The organism is Azoarcus indigens (assembly GCF_004361735.1).
GTDB lineage: Bacteria > Pseudomonadota > Gammaproteobacteria > Burkholderiales > Rhodocyclaceae > Azoarcus > Azoarcus indigens.
Genome location: NZ_SNVV01000016.1, coordinates 76,231 through 91,421, shown reverse-complemented (window position 1 = coordinate 91,421; position 15,191 = coordinate 76,231). Strand labels below are relative to the sequence as shown.

General features: G+C 68.8%; 11 protein-coding genes. 3 read left to right on the top strand and 8 right to left on the bottom strand.

The genetic code is table 11. From position 1 onward, the window contains the following. Positions 1–43: 43 nt before the first annotated feature. The 4 genes from C7389_RS17250 to C7389_RS17235 all read right to left on the bottom strand — a co-directional run bounded on the left by C7389_RS17250 (position 44) and on the right by C7389_RS17235 (position 3,958). A complete protein-coding gene (locus C7389_RS17250) occupies positions 44–1,075 on the bottom strand; it encodes a TRAP transporter substrate-binding protein (RefSeq protein WP_133593757.1) in 1,032 nt (343 codons plus the stop codon). 49 nt (positions 1,076–1,124) lie between these two features. Beyond that, positions 1,125–2,405: a TRAP transporter large permease gene (locus tag C7389_RS17245; protein ID WP_133593755.1), complete on the bottom strand. Its 1,281-nt coding sequence runs from the start codon at positions 2,403–2,405 to the stop codon at positions 1,125–1,127. Then, a complete protein-coding gene (locus C7389_RS17240) occupies positions 2,402–2,938 on the bottom strand; it encodes a TRAP transporter small permease (RefSeq protein ID WP_211168486.1) in 537 nt (178 codons plus the stop codon). The genes C7389_RS17245 and C7389_RS17240 overlap by 4 nt, the downstream gene beginning before the upstream one ends. Positions 2,939–3,019: 81 nt before the next feature. Continuing rightward, positions 3,020–3,958 (bottom strand): carbon-nitrogen hydrolase family protein, encoded by a 939-nt coding sequence (locus C7389_RS17235; protein WP_133593753.1) that lies wholly within the window; start codon positions 3,956–3,958, stop codon positions 3,020–3,022. Between the two features lie 339 nt (positions 3,959–4,297). Here C7389_RS17235 and C7389_RS17230 point away from each other — a divergent pair, with 339 nt between their 5' ends. From C7389_RS17230 to C7389_RS25190, 3 genes are all read left to right on the top strand, one after another. After that, positions 4,298–5,047, top strand: a complete 750-nt coding sequence (locus C7389_RS17230) for a TrmB family transcriptional regulator (protein ID WP_211165985.1) — start codon at positions 4,298–4,300, stop codon at positions 5,045–5,047. A 214-nt stretch (positions 5,048–5,261) separates the two neighbouring features. After that, positions 5,262–6,974, top strand: coding sequence for an Hsp70 family protein (locus C7389_RS17225; protein ID WP_133593749.1), 1,713 nt, complete (start codon positions 5,262–5,264; stop codon positions 6,972–6,974). Between the two features lie 10 nt (positions 6,975–6,984). Continuing rightward, the gene (locus C7389_RS25190; protein WP_211168487.1) at positions 6,985–8,841 is read left to right on the top strand and encodes a hypothetical protein; all 1,857 of its coding nucleotides are present in this window, start codon (positions 6,985–6,987) and stop codon (positions 8,839–8,841) included. A 192-nt stretch (positions 8,842–9,033) separates the two neighbouring features. Here C7389_RS25190 and C7389_RS17215 read toward each other — a convergent pair whose 3' ends face one another. From C7389_RS17215 to C7389_RS17200, 4 genes are all read right to left on the bottom strand, one after another. Further along, positions 9,034–10,689 (bottom strand): alpha/beta hydrolase-fold protein, encoded by a 1,656-nt coding sequence (locus C7389_RS17215; protein ID WP_133593747.1) that lies wholly within the window; start codon positions 10,687–10,689, stop codon positions 9,034–9,036. A gap of 86 nt (positions 10,690–10,775) precedes the next feature. Then, entirely contained in the window at positions 10,776–13,247 is a 2,472-nt protein-coding gene (locus tag C7389_RS17210; protein ID WP_133593745.1) for a TonB-dependent receptor, read from the bottom strand. Positions 13,248–13,340: 93 nt separating this feature from the next. Further along, a complete protein-coding gene (locus C7389_RS17205; protein ID WP_133593743.1) occupies positions 13,341–14,309 on the bottom strand; it encodes a FecR domain-containing protein in 969 nt (322 codons plus the stop codon). A gap of 8 nt (positions 14,310–14,317) precedes the next feature. Then, positions 14,318–14,857 (bottom strand): sigma-70 family RNA polymerase sigma factor, encoded by a 540-nt coding sequence (locus C7389_RS17200; RefSeq protein WP_211168488.1) that lies wholly within the window; start codon positions 14,855–14,857, stop codon positions 14,318–14,320. Between the last annotated feature and the right edge of the window lie 334 nt (positions 14,858–15,191).

The following is a 15,191-nucleotide window of genomic DNA, read 5'->3' as shown; positions in this document are numbered from 1 at the left end:
GGCAAGCCTGAATCGCCCGCCGCGCCGGGTGCTTACTTCGGCCTTACTTCACCCGCTCGGCCACGCGCAGGGTCAGGTCCAGCATTTCGCCGGTGGCCTTGTTCTCGCGCAGCATGGCGGAAGCGGCCTCGCGCATGTCCTTCAGCAGGGCGGCGCGTTCCTGGGCGGGCAGGTGGAAGACCTTGCCGCCCTGTTCTTCCCACAGCTTGTAGGCCTTGGCCTGGTCGTCGAGCACGAAGTCGTACAGCTCTGGCTCCAGCGCGGCGGCTTCCTCGCGCAGCATCTTCTGCAGATCGGCCGGCAGGGTGTCCCACCACTGCTTGCTTGCCAGCATCAGCTCGCCCATCACCCCGTCCTCGGTGGCGGTGACGTTCTTGACGATGTTGATGAGCTTGAGCGAGGTGAAGGCCGGCGGCGAGCTCTTGAGGCCGTCGATGGTGCCCTGCTGCAGCGCGGTGACGACCTCGCTGAAGTCCACCGGCACCGCGGTGGCGCCCATCAGCTCGACGCCCTTGCGCTCCACCCGGGAGGCCAGCACGCGCAGCTTGCGACCCTTGAAGTCGGCCACCTTGGCGCCCTCGAAGCGGGTCGCGAAGGCGGTGTTGCCGTAGATGTAGGTGCCGAGGCCGACCAGGCCCTTGCTGGTGCCGATGTCGAGGAGGGCCTTGCGGAACTCCGGATCGCTGAAGGTGCGCTGGGCGTGGCGGGCATCGGTGAACACGCCGGGCATGTCCATGATCTGGTAACGCGCATCCACGCCCACCAGGTAGGCCGCCGGGCCGGTGTAGAACTCGATGCTGCCCAGCTGCAGGCCTTCGATCATGCGGGTGTTGGAGCCGAGCTGGGCAGCAGGGTAGAGCTCGGTCTTGATGCGGCCGTTGCTGCGCGTCTCGACGCGCTTGGCGAAGCGCTTGATGGCCTCGGTCTGCACGTCGTTCACCGTGGCGGTGGCGAGCTTCATGGTGAAGTCGGCAGCATGTGCGGCGCTGGCGCCGAGCACCAGCGCGAGGGCGCCGAGGGAACACGCCAGGCGGGAACGCAGGCGGCGGGGGGCTTTACCTTGAACAGCGGACATCACTTACTCCTTGTGGTCTTGGTGGCCGTAGCCAGGGGTTGGGCGTGGGTCAGCGGACGAACTGGGCGCCGACGAGCGACAGCCAGGGGATGAAACTGATGACGAAGAGGGTGATCACCTGCAGCACGATGAAGGGCACGAGGCCGGCGCAGATGGTGGAGATCTTCACGTTGAACAGCGCGTGGGAAGTGAAGATGTTCAGGCCGAAGGGCGGGGTGAACATGCCGATGCTGAGGTTCACCGCCATGATCACGCCGAAGTGGACCAGGTCGATGCCGAGGTGGCTGGCCAGCGGCACCAGCATGGGCGTGAGCAGCACGATGGCCGACACCGGATCGATCAGGCAACCGACGACGAGCAGGAAGAGATTGATCGCGATCAGCACAACCCACGGGCTGTCGGCCAGGCCGCCGACGGATTGCACCAGCGCCTGCGGAATGCCGCTGGTGGTCAGCACCCAGGAGAACACGCCGGAGGCGGCCACCACCAGCAGGATCTGCGCGGTGAGGCGGGCGGAGCTGACCACCACTTCCCAGATCTCGCACCAGCTGATTTCGCGGTAGAGGAAGCGGGCCACCAGGATGCCGTACACCCCGGCGATGCCGGCCGACTCGGTGGGCGAGAACACCCCGGAGTAGATGCCGCCCAGGATCACCAGCGGCGTGCCCAGGGCCGGCAGCGCGCCCAGCACCAGCGCCACGGTTTCCACCGCGCTGCGCCTGGCCTCCGGCACCGGCTTCACCTTGCGGGCGTGCCACAGGATGTAGACCAGGGTGGCGAAGCCCAGCAGCAGCGCAGGGATGACGCCGGCGGCGAACAGCTCGGTGACCGACTGCTCGGCCGAGGCGGCGTACAGGATCATCAGGATGCTGGGCGGCATCACGCTGGCGATGCCGCCGGCCGAGGTCAGCAGGCCGAGGGAGAACTTCTCGCCGTAGCCGCCTTCGCGCAGGCTGGGATACATCAGCTTGCCCATGGCGGCGACGGTGGCCGGGCTGGAGCCGGACACCGCGCCGAAGAACTCGCTGGCGGCGATGGTGGTGATCGGCCGCGCCGCCTTGAAGCGACCGCACAGCGACAGGATGCAGGCGACGATGCGGCGCGACACGCCGCCGCGCGCCATGATCTCGCCGGCGAAGATGAAGAAGGGCACCGACAGCAGCGCGAACTTGTCCAGCCCGCCGAACATGATCTGCGGGATCAGGGTGGGCGGCACGCTCATGAAGCCGAGAATGGCGGCGCCGGCGCTCACCAGCAGCACCAGGTAGATTGGCAGGCCGGCGATCAGCAGCACTGGCGGCAGGATGGAGAGAACGAGAGGGATGCTCACTTCGCGCCCTCCGTGGCCAGGATGGCGTCATCCACTTCGGCCGGCTCGGCGCCCGGCAGCGGGCGGCGGGTGTCGGCCATCTGCAGCAGGCGCACCAGGCTGCCGGCGAGTGCCAGCGCGAAGCAGGCGAGGATGGAGCCGTTGGCGACTTCCTTCGGAAGCTCCGCCACGGTGGTGAGCTGCTGCAGGCGGGCCACCAGCGCCACGACCACATAGGCGTAGTAGGCGACGAAGCCGGTCGCGGCCACGCCGAACGCGGTCACCGCCAGCAGCAGGGCCCGCTGCAGCGAAGCCGGCAGGAAGGGGCGCAGGATGTCGGTGACCAGGTGTTCGCCGTTGGCGGTGAGGCGGTAGGACATCAGGCAGACCGACCAGATCACCAGCAAGGTGGTGACTTCCTCGGCCCAGAACAGCGGGGCGTGGAACACATAACGGCCGACCACGTTGACGAAGTTGATCGCGATGGCCGCCGCGAACAGCAGGCCGGCGGCCGCGTTCAACAGGGTGATCAGCCCGCGGGAGAGTTTTTCCATTGGACTTCCTCTTGGGTGAGTGGAACGACGGCCGCCGCAGCGGCCGCTTCGTGAGGAGGCGGGGGAAGGCTGCGGCGGCGTTCAGCCCCTGGCCGGGCGGACGTAGTTCACCGGCTGCTGCGGCGCTTCGTTCACCGTCAGCTGGAACACGTCCGGCCGGGCGTAATGGCCGGCCACGTCGAAGTCGAGCTTGCCGCGGGTGATTTCACCCATGTCCAGCGTCGCGGTGAGGATGCCCTCCTCGTCGAACAGCGGTCCGGCCAGCACCCGGCCGAGCGGGTCGATGATGGCGCTGCCGCCGCGCATCAGCAGGGTCTCGGGCGTGCCGTCGATCTGGCAGACGTAGTCCTCCGGGAAATCACCACGGCGCAGCACCTGGCAGCTGGTGAGGACGAAGCAGCGGCCCTCCAGCGCGATGTGGCGCATCGTCGGCAGCCAGGACTCGCGGTCGTCGGCGGTGGGCGCGCAGTACAGGTTGATCTTCTTGCCGTACATCGCCATGCGCAGCATGGGCATGTAGTTCTCCCAGCAGATCACCGCCCCCAGGTTGCCGATGGCGGTGTCGTATACCGGCAGCGTGGAGCCGTCGCCGAAGCCCCACACCAGGCGCTCGGCGGCAGTCGGCATCAGCTTGCGGTGCTTGCCCAGCAGGCCGCCGTCCGGGCCGAAGAACAGCACTGTGCAGTAGAGGGTGCCGAAGTCTCGCTCGATGACGCCCATCACCAGATGCAGCCCGGCCTGCGCGGCGGCCTTGCCCAGCCGCTCGGTCACCGGTCCCGGCACCTGCACCGAACTGTCGAAGTAGCGGCGGAATTCCTCGCGCCCCTCCGGTGTGCGCACGCCGATGCTGACGCCGTAGTCCTGCCCCTTGGGGTAGGCCGAGAGGTAGGCCTCGGGAAAGACGACCAGCTCGCAAGCCTGTCGGCCGGCTTCGGCGATCAGGCGCTCAGCCTTGGTCAGGCTGGCCTCCAGGTCGAAGGGAATGGCGCCGGCCTGGACGACTGCGGCTTTGATCTGCATTGCGGTTCTCCTGTTGTGGGCGGCTCGCCAGCGGATGGGCGATCTGTCGATCAGTTTCGACACGATTTAAGTATTAATTTGTCGATTTTTTTCGTCAACTTATTTCTTTGCTACACAGGCGTTTTCCCCTTGTTCTGGGGATTAACGCGCACTAAATGGGTGCGTATCGCCTTCTTTTGGGGCCTGGAGAGGCGGCGGAATGGATTTTTTGTCGATATAAATAGACAGGTGACTGACGTGACCAGGATCTCTCTGTCGACAGCAATCAACAACTAGCGTAAGGTTCCGCCGCCTCACCTCTCGCATGGCATGGAACGGCGGAGTCACCACTGGATGGACATGGAAAGCAAACTGGCCCAGATCGGCATCAGCGGCACGCTGTTCAAGCTCTACGCGGCAGCGATCGAACTGGGGGAGGCGCCCATCTCCGACGTCGCGGCGCGGGCCGGGCTGGTGCGCACCACCGCTTACGACGCGCTGTCGCGGCTGGAGCAAGAAGGGCTGGTGGTGCTGGAGAACCGCGGCAGCAAGCGCTACGTGGTGGCGGAAGACCCCACCGTGCTGCTGGAGCGGCTGGAGGCGCGCCGGCAGATGCTGGGCGAGCTAATGCCGCAACTGCGCTCGCTCTACAACCGCGTCAAGGGCAAGCCCGGCATCCGTTTCTACGAGGGGGCGGAGGGCATACGCACCGCCCTGTGGGACACCTTGACGGTTACCGGCGAGCCCAAGGTGCTGCGCGGCATCCTCTCCATGGGCGAGCTGAGCGAGACGCCGGGCCTGGAAGAGATGGAACGCTTCATCGCCGCCCGGGCCTCCAAGGGCATCTGGCTCAAGGTGATCCGCTCCAGGCGCAAGGACGTGGAGCCCATCTGGCCCTCCAGCCTCGGCGACCTGCGCGACCTGCGCTATGCGCCGGATGACATGGTGCTGTCGATGACCACCTTCATCTACGACAACCGCGTCAGCCTGATCTCCTCGCGGCGGGAAAACTATGGGCTGATCATCGAGAGCGAGGAATTCGCCGCCATGCAGCGGCAGCTTTTCGATGCGCTGTGGAGCGTGGCGACGCCGACGCCGGACAGCGAGTAGCGAGCGGCTCGCGCAAGGCAGAGAGGCTGCGCCTGGCCTCACCGCCGCTGCCCGGGCCGGAATCCCGGCGGGAATCGGCGGAATGTTCAAGGCATCCAGGGCCGCACTTGTCCGGCATCGCGCCAGCCCCTCCCGCACGCCGCTTGCGGCGCTGCCACATTCCGCCATCCCCGGACGCTAGAATTCGATCTTCATTTTTCGTTGAGAGCATCGAATGGAAACGTCGCCGTGCCTGGGGATAGATCTGGGGACCACCAACAGCCTGGCTGCGGTGTTCAGGGACGGACAGACGGAGCTCATCCCCAATGCCTTCGGCCATGTGCTGACGCCCTCGGCGGTGAGCCTGGCGGATGACGGCAGCGTGCTCGTCGGCCTGCCCGCGCGGGAGCGGTTGGCGACGCATCCCGCCGGCACGGCCACCGCCTTCAAGCGCTGGATGGGCACCGACCACCGCCTGCGCCTGGGCAAGCGGGAGTTCCGCCCGGAGGAGCTGTCAGCGTTGGTGCTGAAGTCGCTGAAGCAGGACGCCGAGGCGGCGCTGGGCGTGGCGGTATCGCGGGCGGTGATCACCGTGCCGGCCTACTTCAACGAGGCGCAGCGCCGCGCCACCAAGGCGGCGGCCGAGATCGCCGGGCTGCAGGTGGAACGGCTGCTCAACGAACCCACCGCCGCCGGCCTCGCCTACGGCCTGCAGGAGCGCAGCGACCACAGCACCTTCCTGGTGTTCGACCTCGGCGGCGGCACCTTCGACGTTTCGGTGCTGGAGTATTTCGACGGCGTGGTCGAGGTGCGCGCCAGCGCCGGCGACACCCGCCTGGGCGGGGAGGACTTCGTCCGCGTGCTGGAGGGCTACTTCCTCGCCAACTGCGCCAGCCTGGACAACAGACTGCGCGAACAGCTGGAAGGCTCGCCGGCGCTGTGGCGCATGGCGGAGCAGGCCAAGCGAGAGCTGTCGGAGGCGCCGGCGGCCAGCATGCAGCTCGTGCTCGATGGCCGCTGCCACGTCTGCGAAGTCAGCCGCGAGCAATTCGAGGCCGCCAGCACCGAGCTGATCGCCCGCCTGCGCCGGCCGATAGAGCGTGCCCTGGGGGATGCCAGGCTGGACCCGGGCGAACTGGCCGAGATCGTGCTGGTCGGCGGCGCCACCCGCATGCCGCTGGTGCGCCAGACCGCCACCCGGCTGTTCCAGCGCCTGCCGCTGCGCACCATCAACCCGGACGAAACCGTGGCGCGCGGCGCCGCCATCCAGGCCGCGCTGCTGGCCCGCCACGAAGCGCTGGAAGAAGTGGTGCTCACCGACGTCATGCCTTATTCCCTGGGCATCGTCAGCAGCGAGGAGGTGAACGGCCGCCGCTACGGCGACCGCTTCTCGCCCATCATCGAACGCAACATGCCGGTGCCGGTGTCGCGGGTGTCCAACTACAGCACGGTGGCCGACCGCCAGACCCGCATCCTGATCGACGTGCGCCAGGGCGAGTCGCCGGTCGGCAGCGAGAACCTCAAGCTCGGCGAACTGGAGATCGAGGTGCCGCCGCTGCCCGCCGGCCAGGCCACGGTGGACGTGCGCTTCTCCTACGACGCCAACGGCCTGCTGGCGGTGGATGTGCATGAGCTGGCCGGCGGCGGCAAGGCCTCCACGCTGATCCGCCAGCACGACGGCCGCCTCAGCGAAGAAGAGATCGCCGCCGCGCTGGCCCGGCTGGAGGCACTGAAGGTGCATCCGCGTGAACAGCAGGAGAACGTCTATCTCATCGCCCGTGCCAAGCGCCTGTACGAGGACAGGCTGGGCAACGACAGGCCGATGATCCAGCAATGGCTGGCGGCCTTCGAGATCGCGCTGGACTCCCAGGACGAGCGCGAGGTCGCCCGTGCCCGCGAAGGCTTCCGCCGCGCGCTGGACAGCATAGACGGCAGCTTCGTGCTCTGAGGGCGGCGACATGCGCAACTGCTGGAGCGAACTGGGGCTGGACGAGGCCACCACCGACAACGTGATCATCAAGCGCGCCTACGCCCGCCTGCTGAAGCAGGCCAGGCCGGATGACGACCCCGAGGGCTACCAGCGCCTACGCGAGGCTTACGACGCCGCGCTGGAGCAGGCCCGCTGGATGCGGCATCACCAGGCCCTGCTCGCGGCGGAAGCCGCCGAGGAAGCGCAGCCGGGGGCCGCGGCGGGCGAAGCCAACGCCGCCCGGGTGGCCACGCTGGCGGAAGGCGGCGGAGCGCAGCGCATTGCCGGCGAACAGGCCGAAGCCGCGCCCCGGGCGGAGGGCTCCCCGCCGCCACAGGAAGGGCCGCAGCCGCTTTCCGCCGCCACTTCCGACTTGCCGCCGCAGGCCGGGATGCCCGGCGAGGCGCCGGCAGAAGCCGACGAACCCATGCCCGGCTGGTTTCCGCCGGAGCAACTGGTCGAATCCCTGCTGACGCACTGGCGCACGGAGGGCGACCAGGCGCTGCCGGGCGCCTGGCCGGTGCTGGTCGGCCACCTGGACGAACTGCCCTATGCGCTGCGCGGCGAAGCCTCGGTGCGCTTCGCCGACCTGGTGCTGGAACACGCCGACCTGCCGCAGGACTTCGCCCGTGCGCTGGCGACTTACTTCGGCTGGCTGAGCGATTTCCGTTCCGAAGCCCAGCTCGGCCTGCCGCGCGCCCAGGCACTGCGCGACCGCCTGGAGCAGGCCCGCAGCCTGGCGGAGGCGGATCCGGTGTTCGCCCTGCGTCTGGAGCGGCTGCAGCGCTTCCGCAGGCTGCGTAGCGAGCGTGGGGCCTGGCGTGCGTGGCTGTTCGCTTTTCTGCATCTGCCCAGCTTGTACATGTTGATACCCAGCCTGTCTGCGCCTGTTCTGGGTTCCCTCGGGATCGGCAGGGAGGAGCACGCCGGTTTGCTGCGCATGGTGGAGAAGCTTGGTTTCCTGCGCCTGCTGCCAGTGGCTTTCCTGGGGGCGTATTGCCTTCCGTCCAACTGGAAGCAGGGCTCCACCACCTTCGCGGCCCTGGGGTTGGTGTTCATGGCGGTGTTGATGCTGCTGGCGATGATGGCCGGTACTGCGTTCTTGCGCCGGGCGGGATGGGGGCTGCTGCAGGCAGCCGCAAAGGTGGTGGATGTATCGACGAAGAGTGGCTATCGCTTCACGCTTTTCGCGAGTCTGGGAGGGCCTATCATCTGCGGCGCGGTGCTGCTTGCGCCGGACCTCACGCCATCGCTGCCCGAGCCTTGGCGAGGCGGTGCATACAGCTTGCTGTATTCCTTGTTGTTTGTTGGCTCCGTGCTGGCCCTCCGCTTCGTCGGCAGCGCCGCGTCGACAGTCGGGTTGTGCTGGGGGCTTGCCGCTGTTGCCGCGGTCGACGTCACGTTCCAGCCGGAGCCGATGATGCAGGCGAGCTGGGTGCTGGTGGGGGCTGCACTGTGGATCAACCTCACCCTGTTCCTTTTGCATCGCTACCCGCAACAGGTGGAAACATGGGCGCTGGCCCCCTGGCGGGTGATGAGACCTTCCACGCCGATAGGCTGGCTGTTCGTCGTGGTTGCAATCAAGTTCTACGTCGCGGTCATAGCGCTGCTGGTGGTGGCCTTGCTGCCGGCGCTGGCTGTGGCGACGGGGCGCAATCTGGGGACTGGTTTCGTGGTGTCTGCGCTAGCGCTGGCCGTTGCCTTTGCGGAAAGGCTCGGGATGACGCCCATGCTGTATTTCCTGTGCTTCATCGGCACCCTGCGCGTGATGTGCCTTGCCCAGAGATGGGCGGATGCATTGGCGGAGCGCCTTTATTCCCGGCGGTGGCGGATGGCGGTGGCTTGATCGGAATGCGGGACGCGCTTCGCCGGCAGACGGGCGCGCTCGATGGTCATCAAGAGAACAGGCGGTCCCGCATCGAGGCCGCCCGTTTTTGTTCCTTGTAGTCCGGGAGGGGTAGCGCGTTCTGCGCCCGGCTCACCGGACCGGCAGGGCCGCCGTCCGCTCGAATCGGCACGAGCAGACCAGCCGCCCGCATCACTGCGCCGAACCCTCTCCCTTGCCCAGCAGCATGACCAGCCCCTCGCCCAGCGTGCCGCGCCAGTGCAGGTAGTCGTGGCCGGCGGCGTATTCCTTGTAGCGCACCGGGTAGCCCTTGGCGCGCAGCACGTCGCGCAGGTGGCGGCTGCTTTCGAGGATGCCGGTCTGGCCGTTGCGGCTGGCTTCGAACAGGCCGGCTTCGATCAGGAAGGCGAGCGGTTTGCGCTCGGCGGTGGCGTACTGGCGCATCAGCCAGCCGGGTTCTTCGCCGGTGACGCCGGGGCCGCTGCCGGGCGACCACCAGAAGGAGCCGGACTGGCTGTAGACCTTGCCGAACAGCTCCGGGTGGCGCAGGCCGGCGTAGGCGGCGGCGAGGCCGCCATAGCTGGAGCCGGCGATCACCGTGCGTTCGGCGGGCGCGGCGAGGCCGTGGGCGGCGGCCCAGGGCATCAGTTCTTCGGCGAGGAAGCGGGCGAACGCCGGGTTGGGCGGCAGCTCGCTGCCGCGCGCCTCGCGGCTGGGGTTGGCGAGCAGGATGGCGGCGGTGGGCGGAATGGCGCCGGCGGCGATGAGATTGTCGAGGAGGGTGGGGGTGGGTACTTCGCGCAGATAGGCGTGGGCGTCGAACAGCACCAGCAGGGCGTTGCCTTCGGCACCGGGGCGGTAGCCGGCGGGGCGGTAGAAATGCACCTCGCGCGTATTGCCGAGGATGCGGCTTTCCAGCGTCAGCGTTTCCAGCGTGCCGGTGGCGACGCCGGGGCGCACTTCGGTCCAGCGCTGTGGTGGCGCAGCCGGCAGCGCCAGGATGGATTCGCCTGCGTACTGGTCGATGGGCTGGGCCGGGAAGCTGTGGGCGTTGAGCGGGTCGCGCTGGGCGGTGGCGAGGATGGCGCGGCGGCGGGTGGTGGCGGGCGCGTTCAGCGTCGGTACGTCCGGCGCCAGCTTGTAGCCCAGGCGGCTGCTGTGCGGCAGGCGGTAGCTGCGGAACCAGACGTCGGAACCCGCCAGGCGCTGCAGTTCATCATGGTCGCCGGAGGGGGCGCCGAACAGGCGCACGTTGTCGCGGGCGCCGCGCCACAGGAAGGTGACCAGCAGCTCGTCGCCGGCCAGCGGCGGCGTCACGCCTGCGCTCTCGATCAGCGGCGTGCCGGCCTGGGCGAGCTCGCGCCAGAAGGCGCCGCTGTTGCCCCCGCGGCCGAGTTCGGCCTGCAGGGCGCGCAGGCGGGGGCTGTCCAGTTCCGCCGCCGGCATCAGCTGCCGGGCGCGCGGCACGATCTCGGCGATCTGCAGGCGGTAGCCGCCGGCCCGCGGGGCGCGCACTTCCAGCTTGTAGGGCGGGGTGTCGCCGGCGACGAACATGAAGTCCTGCCGGGCGTCCCTGCCTTCGCCCAGCACCCGCAGCCGCTCGCCGGCGGCGTCGGTGAGCACCAGCCGCATGCCGTCGCCTTCCAGCCAGCCGCGTACGTAGTCGCCGGGCGAGAGTTGCAGCGCATGGGCGCGGCGCTGCTTGCTCTCCAGCGTGTCTTCGACCTCCTGGCCGGCGCGCAGCGGCGCACCTTCCGCCGGCTGGCCGCCGGTGGGGGCGGCGTTGGCGCCCAGGGCGAAGGGGAGCAGGGTGAGTCCCAACAGGCGGCGCAGGGCGGGAAGGAGCATGGGGCGGTTTCCGGTGAAGGGGTGCAGAGGAGGGCTGGCCGGCGGCGATGGCGCCACCGGCCGGCGGCGGATTGGAGGCCGGGCGGTCAGAAGTCCATGGTGGCGGAGAGCTTGACGGTGCGGCCGGCGCCCTGGGTGACGTAGCCGTCGTTGAAGGAGCCAGCCCAGTAGCTCTTGTCGGCCACGTTCTCGACGTTGGCGCGCAGCATCAGCGCCTTGCCCATGAGCCGGGTGGCGTAGCGGGCGCCGAGGTCGAAGCGCGTCCAGTTCGGGATCTTCTGGGTGTTGGCGGTATTCACGTATTGCTCGCCGGTATGGACGATGCGGCCGCTCAGGGTCAGCGCCCGCAGGCCGGGCACCGTCCATTCCGCGCCGAGGTTGGCCTTCCACTTGGGCACGCCGTAGACGTGGTTGTCGTCGTAGGTGTGGTTGGCGCTGCGGGTGAACACCGCGTCGGTGTAGGCCACGCCGCCGAGCAGGCGCAGCTTGCTGTTGAGTTCGCCGTAGGCGCTCCACTCGATGCCGCGGTTGCGCTGTTCGCCGTCGTCGCTGTAGCGGCCGGTGGCGGTGTCCTGGATCAGGCTGGGCCGGGTGATCTGGAACAGGGCCAGGGTGCTGCCTACGGTGCTGGCGTCCCACTTCACGCCGACTTCGATTTGCTCGGTCTTGAAGGGAGCAAAGCTCTGGATGTCGCCGTTGTTGAGGGTCACGTTCTGCCCTTTGCTCAGGCCCTCGATGTAATTGGCGTAAAGCGAGACCGGCGCCGCCCACGGCTTGATGACGATGCCCAGCGCCGGAGTGAGCGCGCGCTCGTCGTAGTCCTCGGTGGTGGCGCCGGTGCTGACGTTGTAGGTCTTGGACTGTACCCGCTGGCTGCGGGCGCCGAGGATGAGCAGCAGCTTGTCATCGGCGAAGGACAGGGTGTCCGCCAGGGCGACGCTGGACAGCGTGGTGTCGCCGCTCTTGGGCGCATGGCCGGGGTCGGCGCCCAGGCGAGGGGTGGCGGGGTTGTATATGTTGGAGGCGTAGTTGGTGCTGTTGCCGGGATTGGCGCGGTAGCTGTCGTAGTCCAGGTTGGTGACGGCGAAGGTGAGCTGGTGGTGCACGCTGCCGGTGGCGAAGCGGGCGCGCAGGCCGGCTTCGGCGGAGACGGTGTCGTTGCCGCCGGCCTGGTTGTAGGTCTGGCCGGTGTAGTTGCCGTTGGGCTGGATGCTGCCGGCGCGTGTGCCGTTGATGTAGCCGGAGTAGCGGTAGCGCAGCGTGCCCAGGCTGGCGTAGGCCTCCAGGTGGTCGTTGAAGCTGTATTCGCCGCGCAGCACGGTGGCCTGGTTCTCCAGCTTGCCGTGGATGCCGCGCAGCAGGTTGGTGCCGGTGTCCGGCGGGCTGACGACCTTGCTGGCGAAGGAGGCCATCCAGGCGCTGCCGCCGTCTATGGTCTCCTCGCTGGTGTAGGCGTCCAGCGTGAGCTTGAGCTGGTCGCCGCGGTAGTCCAGCGCCACCGCCGCCAGGGTGCGTTCCTTTTCCTGGTGATCCAGCGAGGTCTTGCCATCGCGCCAGGCGCCGTTCACCCGGATGCCGAAGCGGTCGTCCGGGCCGAAGCGGCGGCCGACGTCGGCATGCACGCCGAACTGGGACTTGGTGGTGTAGTCCAGCGTCAGCTGCGTCAGCGGCGTGTCGCCGGCGCGCTTGGGCACCAGGTTCACGATGCCGCCGACGCCGCCCTGCGGCGCCATGCCGGTCAGCAATGCGCCGGGGCCCTTGAACACTTCCACCCGCTCGATGAACTCGGTGGCGACGTGGCCGTAAGGGGCGATGCCGTAGAGGCCTTCGAAGGCCATGTCGTCGGCGTTGATGTCGAAGCCGCGGATGCTGAAGTTCTCGTAGATGTGGCCTTCCGAGGTGGTGAAGCGCACCGAGGGATCGTTCTGCAGCACTTCCGCCACCGTGCTGGCCTGCTGGTCGGCGATCAGCTGTGCGGTGTAGGCGGTGGTGTTGAAGGGCGTGTCCATGGTGTCCATGTTGCCCAGCAGGCCGATGCGGGCGCCGCGGGCGACCTGGCCGCCGGCGTAGCTGTCCGGCAGGTCGTTGCTGCCACGGGTGGCGGTGGCGGTTACCGTGACCTGCCGCAGCGTGCTCGGGCTGCCGGCGGGGCGGCGGCGCAGGGTGTACTGGCCGTCGCCCTGGGCGACCGCCTCTAGGCCGCTGCCGGCGAGCAGTGCGGCGAAGCCGCCGGCCACGGTGTAGTCGCCCTGCAGGCCGGCGCTTTCCAGGCCGCGGGTGGCTTCGGGATCGAAGGACAGGGCAACGCCGGCGGCGGAGGCGTAGCGGCCGAGCACGGTGGACAGCGGGCCGGCGGCGATGTGGTAGCTGCGCGCGATGTCGGCCTGGGCTGCCTGCCCGGCCTGGGCGAGCTGGAGCGGCCTGGCAGAGGCGGCGGGCGGTTCGGCCGCGTGCGTTGCCGGTGCAGCGAGGAGGCTGGCGGCGGCGAGCAGCGGCAGGGCCTTGCACACCGCGATGGCAAGCGGGCGGCGGCTGGGAACAGGGGCGGACTGCGACATGGTTTTCCTTTCGTTCGATGGCGGGAGGCTGAAGCGCTTCAGCCTGTGGGCCGGTCGAGAAGGAAAAAGATGAAAACCGGAGCGGAAATTTTTTCAGCCCGCTGGCCGGGCCGCTTTCAGCGTCACCCAGTAACGGGTGAAACGCTCGACGCGCAGCGGCAGGGACTTTTCCAGCACTGCCAGCGCGCGCTCGGTGTCCGCCACCGGGAAGGCGCCGGAAACGCGCAGCTGGGCCACTGCCGGATCGCAGGCCAGGCGGCCGCTACGGTAGCGGCCGAGTTCGGCCACCAGGCGCTCCAACGGCCAGTCGTCGGCGATCACGCTGCCTTCGCTCCAGGCGGCATCGTTGGCATCGGCGGGCTGGGAGGCGGAAATGCCGGCGCCGTCGAAGCGCAGCTGCTCGCCCGCCTGCAGGCGGCGCGGCGGGCTGCTGTCGTGGGTGATCTCCACGGCTGCTTCGAGCACGCTGACCTGGGTGTAGCCAGCCTCGCGGCGGACGAGGAAGCGGGTGCCGAGGGCGCGCACCCGGCCGTGGGCGGTCTGGACGACGAAGGGGCGGGGATCGGGCGTTGCGCCCTTCGCGGTGCTGACGAGGATCTCGCCGGCATGCAGCTGCAGCAGGCGGAGGTGGCCGTCGAACACCACGTCCACCGCGCTGGCGGTGTTCAGCCGCAGCTGGCTGCCGTCGGCCAGCACCAGTGCGCGCTGCTCGCCGGTGGCGGTGCGGTAATCCGCCTGCCAGGTTGGCCACGGCGCCTGGCGGTAGCCCAGCCAGCCCAGCGCGCCGCCGGAGGCCAGCAGTACGACGCTCTTCAGCAGGGTGCGGCGGCTCTGGGTGGCGGCGCGCAGCGTGGGCGTGGCGACCGCCGCCGGCACCTGGCGCACCAGCCCGGCGAAGGCTTCGATGCGGCGCCAGGCGCGCTGGTTGTCCGGGTGCGCCTGGTGCCAGCGGCTCCAGGCGCGGTGCTCGGCTTCGGTGGCCTCGCCGGAACAGAGGCGGGCGTACCAGGCGACCGCTTCCTTGCGCACCTGGTCTTCGTCGCGGGCGGCAGCGGTGTTCATCGCCGCGCTCATTCCGCCGCCAGCAGGTAGCAATGCTCTATGGCCTTGAGCATGTAGTTATTCACCGTCCGAGGGGTGACGCCGAGCCGGCGGGCGATCTCGGCGTAGGTCAGCCCTTCGATCTGCGACAGCATGAAGGCTTCGCGTATCGCCGGTTTCATGCCCTCCAGCATGGCGGCGATGGCGGTCAGCGTTTCGACCACGATGGCGCGGGTTTCCAGCGAGGGCTGCTGGCCCTCCGGCTGCGCCGCCAGCACTTCCAGGTAGGCGCGCTCCACCGACTGGCGGCGGAAGAGATCGAACATCAGCCCTTTGGCGATGGTGGCGAGGTATTCGCGCGGCTCGCGGATGTCGGCGGCGTTGCGGCTGCGCAGGATGCGGAGGAAGGTGTCGTGCGCCAGGTCCGCCGCCTGGTGGGCATCGCCCAGCTTGCGCCGCAGCCAGCGCTTGAGCCAGTTGTGGTGGTCGAGATAGAGGGCCTCGACGGCGGTGGTCGAGGAGAGAGGGTTTGCCGGCACGCTGCGCCCGATGACGGAGGAACGGCGCAAGCGCCGCCTGTTTTTAAAAATGAGAATCGTTACTAATTATAGGGGCGGCTGGATCGCACGGTAAAGACCGTGCTGTCCCTAGGGAGGGGCTGTGGTTGGGGGCGCCTGCCGTTCGCGGCGCGGAGAAGAACGCCCCTCCGGTTTCCGGCGATGGGAGGGCGCTTTTGCCCTTGGCCCTTCGATTTCCTGCTGGCAGGCGGGTGGGCGAACCCAGTGAGCTCGCTCGCGGCAGGGCTTCCCGGGATGCCCTTCGGCAGGCTCAGGGCGAACGGGGGACTCGGGCCTGTTTGCCGTTTCGGCGGCGAGCGCTGGCCGCCGCGGCCTGTCGCCCGGA

Excerpts from the sequence above, each read along its gene's own strand:
- C7389_RS17235 (WP_133593753.1), bottom strand. The coding sequence starts at position 3,958 with ATGCAGATCAAAGCCGCAGTCGTCCAGGCCGGCGCCATTCCCTTCGAC.
- C7389_RS25190 (WP_211168487.1), top strand. The coding sequence starts at position 6,985 with ATGCGCAACTGCTGGAGCGAACTGGGGCTGGACGAGGCCACCACCGAC.
- C7389_RS17205 (WP_133593743.1), bottom strand. The coding sequence starts at position 14,309 with ATGAACACCGCTGCCGCCCGCGACGAAGACCAGGTGCGCAAGGAAGCG.
- C7389_RS17210 (WP_133593745.1), bottom strand. The coding sequence starts at position 13,247 with ATGTCGCAGTCCGCCCCTGTTCCCAGCCGCCGCCCGCTTGCCATCGCG.
- C7389_RS17230 (WP_211165985.1), top strand. The coding sequence starts at position 4,298 with ATGGAAAGCAAACTGGCCCAGATCGGCATCAGCGGCACGCTGTTCAAG.
- C7389_RS17215 (WP_133593747.1), bottom strand. The coding sequence starts at position 10,689 with ATGCTCCTTCCCGCCCTGCGCCGCCTGTTGGGACTCACCCTGCTCCCC.
- C7389_RS17225 (WP_133593749.1), top strand. The coding sequence starts at position 5,262 with ATGGAAACGTCGCCGTGCCTGGGGATAGATCTGGGGACCACCAACAGC.
- C7389_RS17250 (WP_133593757.1), bottom strand. The coding sequence starts at position 1,075 with ATGTCCGCTGTTCAAGGTAAAGCCCCCCGCCGCCTGCGTTCCCGCCTG.
- C7389_RS17240 (WP_211168486.1), bottom strand. The coding sequence starts at position 2,938 with ATGGAAAAACTCTCCCGCGGGCTGATCACCCTGTTGAACGCGGCCGCC.